This window comes from Streptomyces pactum (assembly GCF_016031615.1).
GTDB classification, from domain to species: domain Bacteria; phylum Actinomycetota; class Actinomycetes; order Streptomycetales; family Streptomycetaceae; genus Streptomyces; species Streptomyces pactus.
In genome coordinates this window covers 3,450,778-3,463,755 of sequence record NZ_JACYXC010000001.1, presented here as the reverse complement: position 1 = coordinate 3,463,755, position 12,978 = coordinate 3,450,778, and the positions used below count along the sequence as shown (strand labels likewise).

At 73.4% G+C, this 12,978-nt stretch carries 10 protein-coding genes; 4 read left to right on the top strand and 6 right to left on the bottom strand.

Going from position 1 to position 12,978, the window contains the following annotated elements:
* Positions 1-230: 230 nt before the first annotated feature.
* The 3 genes from nth to IHE55_RS13670 are packed head-to-tail and all read left to right on the top strand — an operon-like array spanning position 231 to position 3,040.
* The gene (gene nth, locus IHE55_RS13680) at positions 231-1,106 is read left to right on the top strand and encodes an endonuclease III (protein WP_372442669.1); all 876 of its coding nucleotides are present in this window, start codon (positions 231-233) and stop codon (positions 1,104-1,106) included.
* A complete protein-coding gene (locus tag IHE55_RS13675; RefSeq protein ID WP_197989285.1) occupies positions 1,103-1,786 on the top strand; it encodes an NUDIX hydrolase in 684 nt (227 codons plus the stop codon). Before nth ends, IHE55_RS13675 begins: the two co-directional genes overlap by 4 nt.
* Before the next feature lie 54 nt (positions 1,787-1,840).
* The gene (locus IHE55_RS13670) at positions 1,841-3,040 is read left to right on the top strand and encodes a MarP family serine protease (protein WP_197989284.1); all 1,200 of its coding nucleotides are present in this window, start codon (positions 1,841-1,843) and stop codon (positions 3,038-3,040) included.
* An 835-nt stretch (positions 3,041-3,875) separates the two neighbouring features.
* Here IHE55_RS13670 and IHE55_RS13665 read toward each other — a convergent pair.
* From IHE55_RS13665 to IHE55_RS13640, 6 genes are all read right to left on the bottom strand, one after another.
* The gene (locus IHE55_RS13665; RefSeq protein ID WP_197989283.1) at positions 3,876-4,127 is read right to left on the bottom strand and encodes a hypothetical protein; all 252 of its coding nucleotides are present in this window, start codon (positions 4,125-4,127) and stop codon (positions 3,876-3,878) included.
* Positions 4,128-4,692: 565 nt separating this feature from the next.
* The gene (locus tag IHE55_RS13660) at positions 4,693-5,619 is read right to left on the bottom strand and encodes an alpha/beta fold hydrolase (RefSeq protein WP_197989282.1); all 927 of its coding nucleotides are present in this window, start codon (positions 5,617-5,619) and stop codon (positions 4,693-4,695) included.
* Positions 5,616-6,077 carry a phage holin family protein gene (locus IHE55_RS13655; RefSeq protein WP_197989281.1) on the bottom strand — a complete coding sequence of 154 codons (462 nt, stop codon included), beginning with the start codon at positions 6,075-6,077 and terminating at the stop codon, positions 5,616-5,618. The genes IHE55_RS13660 and IHE55_RS13655 overlap by 4 nt, the downstream gene beginning before the upstream one ends.
* Before the next feature lie 43 nt (positions 6,078-6,120).
* Positions 6,121-7,512, bottom strand: coding sequence for a Na+/H+ antiporter NhaA (nhaA, locus tag IHE55_RS13650; RefSeq protein WP_197989280.1), 1,392 nt, complete (start codon positions 7,510-7,512; stop codon positions 6,121-6,123).
* A 190-nt stretch (positions 7,513-7,702) separates the two neighbouring features.
* Complete coding sequence (acs, locus tag IHE55_RS13645) at positions 7,703-9,679, bottom strand: acetate--CoA ligase (RefSeq protein ID WP_197989279.1); 1,977 nt, start codon at positions 9,677-9,679, stop codon at positions 7,703-7,705.
* 1,153 nt (positions 9,680-10,832) lie between these two features.
* Entirely contained in the window at positions 10,833-11,942 is a 1,110-nt protein-coding gene (locus IHE55_RS13640) for an alpha/beta fold hydrolase (protein WP_197989278.1), read from the bottom strand.
* Between the two features lie 223 nt (positions 11,943-12,165).
* Between IHE55_RS13640 and IHE55_RS13635 the strand changes: the two genes are divergently transcribed.
* Entirely contained in the window at positions 12,166-12,753 is a 588-nt protein-coding gene (locus IHE55_RS13635; RefSeq protein WP_197989277.1) for a TetR/AcrR family transcriptional regulator, read from the top strand.
* Positions 12,754-12,978: the final 225 nt, after the last annotated feature.

Below are 12,978 nucleotides of genomic sequence, written 5' to 3'. Positions count from 1 at the left end.
CATACACAGGGGACCTTGGTCCATGATGCCGGACGGTAAAACAGTGCGATCAATCACAAGTTTGACGCACCCCTCCTCCGCACCGTACGGCAGGGGTCCGATCGGGCGGGCGATTTCGTGCGACCGGGGCGGATGTCGGCGCCTGGCCTTAGGCTGGCCGGGTGTCCAATAGGCCGGTGAGAGCACAGGGCAAGGGGGCCGGACGAGTGACCGCACCGCGTGATTCCGCTGTGGGCGAACAGCCGCGAGGCGCCGCTGGCAAGGCGGCTGAATCGGGCAAATCGAGCAGAGGTGCGCGTGCGGGCGGCCCGGCCGGGGCGGGCCGGTCCACCGCCGCGCCGGAGTCCCGGCTCGCCCTGGTCCGCCGCGCCCGCCGGATCAACCGCGAGCTCGCCGAGGTCTATCCGTACGCCCACCCGGAGCTGGACTTCGACAGCCCCTTCCAGCTGCTGGTCGCCACGGTGCTCTCGGCGCAGACCACCGATCTGCGGGTCAACCAGACGACACCCGCCCTCTTCGCCGCGTACCCGACCCCGGAGGACATGGCGGCGGCCGATCCGGAGGCGCTGGAGCAGCTGATCCGGCCGACCGGCTTCTTCCGTGCGAAGGCCAAGTCGCTGCTGGGCCTCTCGGCGGCGATCCGCGACCGGTTCGGCGGCGAGGTCCCGGGCCGGCTGGAGGACCTGGTCACGCTCCCCGGGGTGGGCCGCAAGACCGCCAACGTGGTGCTCGGCAACGCCTTCGGAGTGCCGGGCGTGACCGTGGACACCCACTTCGGCCGGCTGGTGCGGCGCTGGCGGTGGACCGAGCAGGAGGACCCCGAGAAGGTGGAGGCGGAGGTGTGCGGGCTGTTCCCCAAGAGCGAGTGGACGATGCTCTCGCACCGCATCATCTTCCACGGCCGCCGCATCTGCCACGCCCGCAAGCCGGCCTGCGGCGCCTGCCCGATCGCCCCGCTGTGCCCCTCGTACGGGGAGGGCGAGACCGACCCGGAGAAGGCGAAGAAGCTGCTGAAGTACGAGATGGGCGGGCAGCCGGGCCAGCGGCTGCGACCGCCCGCCGACTACCCGGGCAAGCCGGCCGCCCCGCTGGGGGCGGCCGGGTGACCAGCACCTTCGGTGGCGGCGTGGCGGTGAGCGCGCAGGGGCTGCCCGAGTGGCTGCTCCCGGTCGCGCGGGTCGCGGAGACGGTCGAACCCCGGCAGCTGAGCCGGTTCCTGCCGCCGGAGCGGGGCGGCCGGCCGTCCGCGGTGCTGGTGCTGTTCGGGGAGGGCCCGCGCGGGCCGGAGCTGCTGCTCATGGAGCGGGCCGGGTCGCTGCGCTCGCACGCCGGCCAGCCGTCCTTCCCCGGCGGGGCGCTGGACCCGGAGGACGGCGACCCGGAGGGCGAGGGGCCGCTGCGGGCCGCGCTGCGGGAGGCGGAGGAGGAGACCGGCCTCGACCCCTCCGGGGTGCAGGTCTTCGGCGTGCTGCCCCGGCTCTACATCCCGGTCAGCCGGTTCGTGGTGACGCCGGTCCTCGGCTGGTGGCGGGTGCCGAGCCCGGTGACGCCGGTGGACCCGGCGGAGACGGCCCGGGTCTTCACCGTGCCGGTGGCCGACCTCACGGACCCGGCGAACCGGGCGACGGCGTTCCATCCCAGCGGCCACCAGGGCCCCGCGTTCCTGGTGGCCGATGCGCTGGTGTGGGGTTTCACCGCCGGGGTGATCGACCGGCTGCTGTACTTCGCGGGCTGGGAGCGGCCCTGGGACCGGGCGAGACGGGTGCCGCTCGACTGGCACGCATGAGAGGTTGAATCCCGTGCTGTGTTCCGCCCGGCGATCATTGCGAGGCAAGTTTCGGTGAACGTGCTGGACATTCTGCTGCTGCTCGCCGCCGCCTGGTTCGCCTTCGTCGGGTACCGGCAGGGGTTCGTCGTCGGCATCCTGTCGGTGATCGGCTTCATCGGCGGCGGGCTGGCGGCGGTCTATGTGCTGCCGGTCATCTGGGACGCCGCCACCGACGGGGGCCGGCCGAGTACGGTCGCCGCGCTCATCGCCATCGTCCTGGTGATCGTCTGCGCCTCGGTCGGCCAGGCCGCCACCACCCACCTGGGCAACAAGCTCCGCCGTCACATCACCTGGTCCCCGGCCCAGGCGCTGGACGCCACGGGCGGCGCGCTCGTCAACGTGCTGGCCATGCTCGTGGTGGCCGGGCTGATCGGCTCGGCCCTGGCGGAGACGACGCTGCCCACGCTGAGCAAGGAGGTCCGCGGCTCCAAGGTGCTCCAGGGCGTCACCCGGGCCCTGCCCGACGGGGCGAACACCTGGGCCAACGACTTCTCCGCCACCCTCGCGCAGAACGGCTTCCCGCAGGTCTTCTCCCCGTTCGCGGACGAGCCCATAACCGATGTGCCGGCCCCCGACCCGGAGCTGGCCGCCAGCCCGGTGACGAAGGAGGCCCAGCGGAGCATCGTCAAGGTCGTGGGCACCGCCTCCGGGTGCGGGAAGGTCCTCGAAGGCAGCGGCTTCGTCTTCGCGCCGCAGCGGGTGATGACCAACGCCCACGTGGTCGGCGGGGTCGACGAGCCCACCGTGCAGATCGGCGGCGAGGGCAAGCGCTACGACGCCACGATCGTGCTCTACGACTGGAAGCGCGACATCGCGGTGCTGAAGGTCCCCGGGCTGCGCGCCCCGATCCTGCGCTTCACCGAGGGGGACGCGCGCAGCGGCAACGACGCCATCGTCGCCGGATTCCCGGAGAACGGCGCGTTCGACGTGCGCGCCGCCCGGGTCCGCGACCGGATCGAGGCCAAGGGCTGGGACATCTACCACCGGGGCAAGGTGGACCGCGACGTGTACTCGCTTTACACGACGGTCCGCCAGGGCAACTCCGGCGGCCCGCTGCTCACCCCGGAGGGGCGGGTCTACGGCGTGGTCTTCGCCAAGTCCCTGGACGACCGGAACACCGGCTACGCCCTCACCGCGGACGAGGTGCGCCGCGACGTCGAGCAGGGCCGCACCGCCACCCGGCCGGTGGACAGCGGCGGCTGCGCGATGTGAGCCCACGGCCGGCGCCGCCGTGCCGGGTTCGTGCCGGGCACGGCTGTGCGCCGCGCGATGCCGTGACACGGCTGTGCCGGCGTGGTGCCGTGACACGGCTGCTCGCCGCAGGGAGCCGTTACGCCGCTGGTCGCCGCGCGGAGCCGTGACACCGCCGGGCCTGCCGGCGGCCTGCCTGCCGGTGGCCTGCCCGCCGGTGGTCCCTCCGGGGGTGGTCCGGTGCCGGGGGTCGCATGCCACGTGGGCCGCATCCCGAGGGGGCGACCGTGGAGGCGGCCCGGCCACTCGGAGGGCTTCCTGGGCCCCGGCCCGGCTGCGCCGCGCCGCGTTACCCCGCGCCCCGGCCCCGGGCACCCGTCACCGGGAGGCCGGCACCCGGCGCGTGCCGCGCGGGATCACCACCGTCGTGGGGCGTGTGTCCCGGCCCCGGGCATCCGTCACCGGGAAGCCGGCACCCACCCGGCGCGTGGCGCGCGGGATCACCACCGTCGTGCGACGCGTGCCCCGGACGCCCGCCCGGCGCACGCGGGAGCGCAGGGTGACGACCGCCGTCGGCCGCCGACCGCCGCCGAGGGTTGCCGGAGACGACTGCCGGTGACGACCAGCCGGCTCCAGCGGCGGCCGCGCCGGGACCGAAAGGGCCGGCGGGCACGGCGTGTCGCTACCCCCACCGGCGTCCGCATCCCGGGCGCAGGAGTGAGCCGGTGCACGCCGGGGCGCAAGGGGTACGGCGAGTACCACCGGGCGCGCCGAGGGCGCAGGCGCACGTCGCGTACGGCCGGGCGCACCGGCGCGACGGCGCACGGTGGCGGGACAGGCGGGCGGCGGCGTGGGGTCAGCGGCTGCGCGGGTGACGCAGCCGGGCCGACATCCAGCGGGCGCGGCGGCGGAGGATGCGCGGAATGCCGATCTGCGGGTCGTGATCGGAACGTGGTGGATGTCCGGGACCGCGCCGCTCGGACACGCTGGGAGCCACCTCGCCGACGCGCCCGGGCGGTGCTCCCACCAGGGAGCCACGCGCGGCGTTGGCGGTGGTCTCGGAGCTGCGTTCGCGTGGTGCGTCACGGAAGTCGTGCGTCCAGCCCATACCTGGCACTGTGCCCGGGCCCCGGCGCCGGTAATCGCCTTCCGTTGCGGCAATCGGCCTATGCGTACGGCAATGACCCGCTGGTAGGACGATCGGGGCGGTCCGGCCCGGGTCGGGCGGCCGGGGTGCGGAGGACGGCGGACCCGGGGGCGGACGGGGGTGCCCGGCGCGGGTGCCACCGGTGGCCGCCGCGGTCTCCGCCGGACCGCCGAGCCCGCGTACGCCGGCGCCCGGACCGGCGTACGCGGGGGACTGTCACGGCGCGACCGGGCCGCACACAGCGGGTGGCCGCGCACACTGCGGTGGCCGCCTGACGGGCCGGTGCGGCACGGCCGGCGCCGCCCGGCGGGGACGACGGCCCGGGTACCGCGGACCGCGGCCGTACGGCGCCGGCGCCCTCGGGCACCGGGCGGGCGGTCCGGGCACGGCCGGTGTCCCGCGCGCGGGATCCGGGTACGGCGGCGGGCCGGGCGCCGCCCGGGAAGGGTTCCGGGTTCGGCGGGCCGAGGGCCGCGCGCGGGCCGGGCGCCGCACCGGGTACGGCGGCCCGGGGGGTCGCCCGCGGTCAGCGGTCGGGTTCCGGGTCCCGCAGCCAGTTGATCAGCTCGGTGGAGAAGCCGACCGGGTCCTCCTCGTGCGGGAAGTGGCCCAGGCCCTCGAAGAGCCGCCAGCGGTACGGAGCCTCCACGTACTGCCCCGAGCCGGCCGCGCTGCGGGTGCGTACCACCGGGTCGAGCGCCCCGTGCAGATGCAGCGTCGGCACCCGGACCGGGAGTTTCATCCGCCGGTTGAACTGGAAACCGTCCGGGCGGGCCAGCGACCGCACCATCCAGCGGTACGGCTCGATGGAGCAGTGCGCGGTGGACGGGATGGACATGGCCCGCCGGTAGACGTCGAGCACCTCGTCCTCCAGAGGGACGGGACCGGACCAGTCGCGGATCAGGCGGCCCACCAGGGCCGCGTCGTCGGCGACCAGCCGGCGCTCGGGGATCCACGGGCGCTGGAAGCCCCAGATGTGGCTGCCGGCGGCGGACTGCCGTGGGTCGGCGACCATCGCGGCCCGCCAGCGCCGGGGGTGCGGGGAGGAGGCGACCGCCAGCCGGCGGACCAGCTTGGGCCGCATGACGGCCGCGGTCCACGCCAGATAGCCACCGAGGTCGTGCCCGACCAGCGCGGCGTCCGGCTCGCCGAGCGAGCGGATCACCCCGGTGATGTCGAGCGCGAGGTTGGCCGGGTCGTAGCCGCGCGGGGTGCGGTCGCTGCCGCCCACACCGCGCAGGTCCATCGCCACCGCCCGGTAGCCGGCATCGGCGAGTGCGGTCAGCTGGTGCCGCCAGGTCCACCAGAACTGGGGAAAGCCGTGGAGCAGCAGGACCAGCGGCCCGTCGCCGAGTTCGGCGATGTGGAACCGCGCGCCGTTGGCCGCGACGTCCCGATGGGTCCACGGGCCGTCCAGCCGGACCAGCGCGCCGGCGGTGTCGGGGACCGTCATACGGACGAGCGCGTCACGTCGACGGCCACCACGGGGCCGTCGACGGTGGCACGCGGGTGCGGCTTGACGTTCGACAGCACGGCCGCGGTCTGCTTGGCCGAGTCGATGGACTTCTGCGGCGGCTTGACCTTCTTGAACTTGGCGATGGCGAAGGCGGCCAGCACGATGCCGAACAGCCAGTAGATCCCGCCGACGATGAGGAAGCACCAGACCAGACCGAGGTCGGTCCACGCGCGGAAGCCGTAGGCCAGCGCGAAGCTGAGCACCGGAAGGGAGAAAAGGAAGAAGACCGCGGCGCCCATGATCGCACCGCTGCCGAACGCGGCCCGCTTCGCATCCTGCCGGATCTCCGCCTTGGCCAGCGCGATCTCGTCGTGCACCAGCGCGGACAGCTCGGTGGTCGCCGAGGCCACCAGCTGGCCGAGGCTGCGGTTCCCGCCGTCTTCGGCTGCGCTCATCGCCATCTCCTCTACTTGACGCGTGGGTCTAAAGCCTCTCAGATCATGCCGGACCATGGTCACCGGTGTCCTTGGCCGCGGCCACTTCGGCGAGGCGTCGGTGTTCCGCGGCCCGCGCTTCCAGGATTGCCGCCATCCGCAGGTGGTACTCCGGGTTGTCCCGCTCGTAGATGTCCGGGATGCCGTCCAGGTCCTCGTCCAGGTCCTCCTCGGCACACAGCTTCCGGTACCGGGCGTTGCGCCACTTGAGCAGGATGCTCGCCCACACCGCGGCCAGCAACGAGCCGATCAGCACCGCCGCCTTCACCCGGTCGGACAGCACCGGGTCCTCGGTGAACGCGAGTTCGTCGATGAGCAGCGAGACGGTGAACCCGATCCCGGCGAGCGAGGCGACCGCGAGGACGTCCGCCCACTCCAGGTCCTCGTTGAGTTCGGCCCGGGTGAACCGGGCGGCCAGCCAGGACCCGCCGAACACCCCCAGCGTCTTTCCCACCACCAGGCCGAGCACCACACCCAGGGTCTCCGGACGGGTGAAGACGCCGGAGACCGCGTCGCCGGAGACCGAGACCCCGGCGGCGAAGAAGGCGAACAGCGGGACCGCCACACCGGCGGCGAGTGGGCGCACCAGGTGTTCGATGTGCTCGGCGGGGGAGTGCTCCTCGCCGTCGCGGGTGGTGCAGCGGAGGATCAGCCCCATGGCCACACCGGCCACCGTGGGGTGGACCCCGCCGGCGTGCATCAGCGCCCAGATGACGACCGCGAGCGGGACGTAGAGGTACCAGCCGCGGACGCCCTCGTGGTGGAGGAGCCAGAAGACGGCCAGGCCCACGAAGGACAGGACCAGGGGGAGGAACGCGATCTCGTCGGTGAAGAAGATCACGATGATCAGGACGGCGAACAGGTCGTCCACGACGGCGAGGGTGAGCAGGAAGGCGCGCAGCGCCGCGGGGAGCCCGGTGCCGATCACGGCGAGGACGGCGAGCGCGAAGGCGATGTCGGTCGCGGTGGGCACCGCCCAGCCGTCCAGGGAACCGCCCCCGGCCGCGTTGACGGCCACGTACACCAGCGCCGGGGCGACCATGCCGCAGAGCGCGGCGACCACCGGCAGCGCGGCGGCCTTGGGATCGCGCAGCTCACCCGCGACCAGTTCGCGTTTGAGTTCGATGCCGGCGACGAAGAAGAAGATCGCCAGCAACCCGTCCTTCGCCCAGGAGGCCACCGAGAGGTGCAGGTGCAGTGCCTCCGGGCCGAAGGAGAAGGTCCTGAGGTCGTCGTAGACGTCGCGCAGCGGGGTGTTGGCGAACAGCAGCGCGGCGACCGCTGCGGCCAGCAGCAGGATGCCGCCGACCGTCTCGGTGCGCAGGGCGTCGGTGACGAAGCGCCGTTCGGGCAGTGACTGGCGGCCGAGGAACGTGGAGCGGAAGGGCGGGGCCACGGGAGGGAACCTCCTGGGGTGGACGGATGCGCCTGTCTTCGTGCCGACCAGACTTCCCGGCGCGCCCTGGTACCTGTCGTGATTCCCTGCGCTTCAGATCATCACTCTAACCCGGACGACCGAAGGGCGCCCGGTGGCCACCGGACGCCCTTCTCCGCCACAACCGTGCTGACCTGCGACTTCGCCCTGGTCAGTCGTCGCTGGAGGCGCTGGGGAGCTTGCTCTGGATCAGCGCCATCACGGACGAGTCGGTCAGGGTCGTGACATCCCCCAGGGTCCGGTTCTCCGCCACGTCCCGCAGCAGCCGCCGCATGATCTTGCCGGAGCGGGTCTTGGGCAGCTCGGCGACCGGGAGGATGCGCTTGGGCTTGGCGATCGGTCCCAGCTGCTTGCCGACGTGCGCCCGCAGCTCCTCCACCAGGCCCTCGTCCTCCGCCGCGCCGCCGCGCAGGATGACGAACGCACAGATGGCCTGGGTGGTCTGCGGGTCGGTCGCACCGACCACCGCCGCCTCGGCGACCTTGGGGTGCGACACCAGCGCCGACTCCACCTCGGTGGTGGAGATGTTGTGGCCGGAGACCAGCATCACGTCGTCCACCCGGCCCAGCAGCCAGATGTCGCCGTCCTCGTCCTTCTTCGCCCCGTCGCCGGCGAAGTAGCGGCCGCTGAAGCGCGACCAGTAGGTGTCCAGGTAGCGCTGGTCGTCACCCCAGATGGTGCGGAGCATCGACGGCCACGGCTCGGTGAGCACCAGGTAACCGCCGGAGCCGTCGGGCACCTCGTTGGCGTCGTCGTCGACCACGGTGGCCGCGATGCCCGGAAGCGGGACCTGCGCCGAACCGGGCTTGGTCTCGGTGACGCCCGGCAGCGGGCTGATCATGATCGCGCCGGTCTCGGTCTGCCACCAGGTGTCCACCACCGGCGCGGTGTCCCCGCCGATGTGCTTGCGGTACCAGACCCACGCCTCGGGGTTGATCGGCTCGCCGACCGAGCCGAGCACCCGCAGCGAGCTGAGGTCGAACTTGGCCGGGATGTCGTCGCCCCACTTCATGCACGCGCGGATCGCGGTGGGCGCGGTGTAGAGGATGGTGACGCCGTACTTCTGGACGATCTCCCACCAGCGGCCCTGGTGCGGGGTGTCCGGGGTGCCCTCGTACAGCACCTCGGTCGCGCCGTTGCTGAGCGGGCCGTAGACGATGTACGAGTGGCCGGTGACCCAGCCGACGTCGGCGGTGCACCAGTAGACGTCCGACTCCGGCTTGAGGTCGAAGACCGCGTGGTGGGTGTACGACGTCTGGGTGAGGTAGCCGCCGGTGGTGTGCAGGATGCCCTTCGGCTTCCCGGTGGTACCGGAGGTGTACAGGATGAACAGCGGGTGCTCGGCGTCGAACGCCTGCGGGGTGTGCTGGTCCGACTGGCGGTCCACCAGCTCGTGCCACCACAGGTCGCGGCCCTCGGTCCAGGTGCCGCCCGCCTCCTCCAGGGGCTGGCCGGTGCGGCGGACCACCACCACGCTGCGGACGTTCTCGGTGCCGGGGCGGGTGAGCGCCTCGTCCACGGCGGGCTTGAGCGCCGAGGGCTTGCCGCGGCGGTAGCCGCCGTCCGCGGTGATCACGACCCGGGCGTCCGCGTCCTGGATACGGGTGGCGAGGGCGTCGGCGGAGAAGCCGCCGAACACCACCGAGTGCGGGGCGCCGAGACGGGCGCACGCCAGCATCGCCACGACCGTCTCCGGGATCATCGGCATGTAGATGGCGACCCGGTCACCCGTCCGGACGCCCAGCTCGACCAAGGCGTTGGCGGCCCGGGACACCTCGCGCTGGAGCTCCGCGTAGGTGATCGACCGGGAGTCGCCCGGCTCGCCCTCGAAGTGGATGGCGACCCGGTCGCCGAGACCGTTCTCCACGTGCCGGTCCACGCAGTTGTACGCGACGTTGAGCTTGCCGTCGGCGAACCACTTGGCGAACGGCGGGTTGGACCAGTCGAGTGTCTCGGTGGGCTCCTCGGCCCAGGTGAGGCGGCGGGCCTGGGTGGCCCAGAAGCCCAGCCGGTCAGCCTTCGCCTGCTCGTACGCCTCCGCGGTGACGTTGGCGTGCGCGGCCAGATCGGCAGGCGGTGCGAAGCGGCGCTCCTCCTTCAGGAGGTTGGCCAGGCTCTCGTTGCTCACGACATCTCCCTTTCCCAGGGTGCGCGATGGTGTCCCGGGTCATACCTCATCAGCCCACGGCGGGCCGTGACAAGAGTTCTCGGTAAAAATTGGTTTAGACCTATCTCGGTGATGTCCTCCTGACCGGGGGTGACGGTTGTGGCCGGCCGTCGGTGGCGGCCGTGCCCGGGTGGTGGTGACGGTCGTGTCCGGTGGGTGCGCGGGCCGGGGGTGGTGTGGTGGTCGTGCCCGGCCGGTCTTCGGTCGGGGTGGTGTGGTGGTCGTGTCCGGTAGGTCTGCGGCCGGGGGTGGGGTGATGGTCGTACCCGCCCGGTGGGCGGGCCCGGGCGGTGTGGTGGTCGTGTGCGGGCCCCGGGGTCCGGGCCCGCGTACCGGCGGTGGGGCCGCCGGACGGCCGGGGTGGGGCACTCCTCGGCAGGCCGGGGGTGCCCGCCCCGGTCCGGCCGGCGGTGTACGGGCCCGCCCCGGCCGCCCCGTCCTGGCCCGGGTCGGGCTCCGGACCGTGGTGCTCCGGGTACGGGGGCTACGGAGGTTCTCCGGGGCGGGTGCTCCCGGTGTGGTGCGGGGTGGGACGGGGCCGGGTCGCGGTGGTCCGGCGCCGCGGCCCGGTTCGGGGAGGTGCCCCCAGGTACTGGCCGTGCCCGGTCCGTGCGGTGGCGTCCCGCCGGCGGTCCGGAAATCACCCTCGGGGCGCAGCGCCGGGTGCTCCGGCGCCGCCCGGTCCGGCGTCCGTGGGGTCCGGCGTCCGTGGGGGTCGGGGCCGTGGGGCCGAGGGCCGGAAGGCGGAGGGCGGCTTGGGCGGCCGGTTCGGCCGGCCGGCCCGGGCCGTGGACCATGAGCCCCCGCCCGGTTCCGTGGCGGTTGCCGCCCGTGTCGTGGCGAGGAGGATGGCGGGCGCGGTGCGGACGCGGTACCCGCCCGCTGCCGCGGGAGGCCCGGCGCCTGCCCGGGCCGCGGCGGGAACGGGGCCGAGGCGGCGACCGGGCCCCGCTCCCGGTTCCCGGGCGGAGCCGGGACGTGGTGGGAACGGGGCCGAGGGTGGGGAACGGGCCGGGCCCTGCCGCCGCGGCACCGGAACGAGTGGGGCGGCGGCAGGGCGGCCGGGATGGGGGTCGCGGGGGACGGATGATGCGGAGGTGGCGAGGGGGCGGCTTCAGCGGGCCGGGTAGAAGGAGTTGATCTCCTCGACCACGCGGTCCGGGCGCTCCTCCAGGAGCCAGTGCCCGGCGCCGTCCACCTCGGTGCCCGTTGCCCCGGGTGCGGCGTCCCGGACCGCGGGCAGCATCATCCCACTGAGCCCGTTTTGGGTGACCAGCCGGACCGGGATGGTGAGCGGATCCTGCTGGAGCCTCTTGTTCTCCTGTTCGTCCTGTGACCAGGTCCGGTAGAGCTCGAAGCCCGAGTGGAGCACCTGGGGGCGTGAGAAGACCCGGGTGTACTCGGCGAGCGCACGCGGTGCGATCGGACTCGGCGGGTTGGGGTCCGGCTGCGGGGTCTCGGAGATCTGGCTGTGCCGGAAGAAGTGGTCCAGGAAGGTCCCGACGCGGCCGGTGGCCAGCTGTTCCGCCAGCGGGTCCTGCAGGTTGAAGGAGAAGTGCCAGGACAGGGGGCGGACGTCGGTGGCGAAGGAGAGGTTCTTGCCGACCAGCGGGAAGTCCATCAGGAACAGTCCGGCCGCCTGTTCGCGGTACCGGGCGGCCAGCGCGTAGGCGACCCCGACCCCGAAGTCGTGGGCGACGAACCGTACGTCACGCTGCGCGCCGATGCGGTTGAGCAGGCCGTGCACGTAACCGGCGAGGGCCGTCTTGGTGTACGCGGTGGGGCGCCCGGTGGAGTCACCCATCCCGGGCAGGTCGATCGCGATGACCGTGCGGCCGGGCAGCAGCTCCGGCATGACCTGCCGGTACTCGTACCAGCTCTCCGGCCAGCCGTGCAGCAGGACCGTCGTCTGCGGACCGGTGCCCCCGATGACGTAGTGCATCTGCACTCCGTTGACGGTGGTGAAGCAGTGCCGGAAGTCGCGGTTGAAGGCGGTGTCGTGCTTGGTCGCGGCGTCGTGGTTCCGGCTCTTGGGAACTTCCGGGGCGGCACACGGTGGTGCGGAGGACGGTGGCGCGGAGGTGGCGCGCGGGGAGCCGGACGCCGTGCCGGCCAGGGCTGTGGTGCTGACCAGCAGCGCCAGGAACAGCAGGCGCAGCCTGCGGAGCCGTGCGGCCCGAGGTGGCGCCGACGGAGACGGAGGTGGTGCCGATGGAACGGCCATGGAGAGGTGACCCCTTCGGTCATGGACAAGGCGTGCGGGACGGAGCCCGCCGCTATTTAAGTACCGCGCGGTACACAATAATCCGGCGCCGCTCCGCGTCAAGGCCAGTCCGGCGCCCGGGGGTTGGGGGCGGCGGGCGGTGGGTGGTGCCGGACCGGGGTGAGAAGAGGTAGGCGGCGGTAGAATCCGGACCGAACGGTGCGGAAATCTGCGGAGGGAAGCCATGGCGAGAGGCCGTCCGCGCTCCTTCGACGCCGACCAGGCGCTGGAGAAGGCCCTCGACGTCTTCTGGCGTCAGGGTTACGAGGGGGCCGCGCTCTCCGATCTGACCGAGGCCATGGGCATCACCAAGACGAGCATGTACGCCGCCTATGGCAACAAGGAGCAGTTGTTCCGCAAGGTCCTCGATCGCTACGGGGAAGGACCGGCCGGATATCTCCTGGAGGCCGTCCGGCAACCGACGGCCCGAGCCGTCGCCGAGCACGTGTTGAGGGGCGCGGTCCTTGCCACCACCCTCCCGGACCGGCCCGCCGGATGCCTCGGGGTGCAGGGCGCCCTGGCCCCCGGCGAGCCCGGTCAGGAGGCGCACAAGCTGCTCGTCGCATGGCGCCGGCAGGGCGAGCGGCAGGTCCGCGAACGCTTCGAGGCCGCCCTGGCGGAGGGTGACCTGCCGCCGGACGCCGACCCCGGGGCCTTGGCGCGCTACGTCTTCACCGTCGCCTACGGGGTGGCGGTCCAGGCGGCCGGCGGGGTGTCCCGGGAGGCACTCCGGGAAACGGCCGAGCTGGCCCTCCGGGCGTGGCCGTCCTGACAAGCGCCCCGGTGCCGAGAGGGCGGGCGCGGCGCGCGCGGCCTGGCCCCGGTACCCGCTCCAGGAGCCGGTCCTCGCCCCGGTTCCCGCCGCACGGGAGCTGTTCCCGGACGGCGGCTCCCGGCATCGGCTCCCGTCCCGAGCGGTCCGAACCGTCCGAGCCGTCCGAGCGGCCTCAATGGTCGAGCGGCCTCAGCGGTCCGAGCAGCACGGGGGTGGCCGGGG

What these genes read in the sequence shown, in the direction of transcription:
- IHE55_RS13635 (WP_197989277.1), top strand. Translation starts at nt 12,166, where the DNA reads ATGGCGAGAGGCCGTCCGCGCTCCTTCGACGCCGACCAGGCGCTGGAG.
- IHE55_RS13655 (WP_197989281.1), bottom strand. Translation starts at nt 6,077, where the DNA reads ATGAGCGCAGCCGAAGACGGCGGGAACCGCAGCCTCGGCCAGCTGGTG.
- IHE55_RS13640 (WP_197989278.1), bottom strand. Translation starts at nt 11,942, where the DNA reads ATGGCCGTTCCATCGGCACCACCTCCGTCTCCGTCGGCGCCACCTCGG.
- IHE55_RS13665 (WP_197989283.1), bottom strand. Translation starts at nt 4,127, where the DNA reads ATGGGCTGGACGCACGACTTCCGTGACGCACCACGCGAACGCAGCTCC.
- IHE55_RS13660 (WP_197989282.1), bottom strand. Translation starts at nt 5,619, where the DNA reads ATGACGGTCCCCGACACCGCCGGCGCGCTGGTCCGGCTGGACGGCCCG.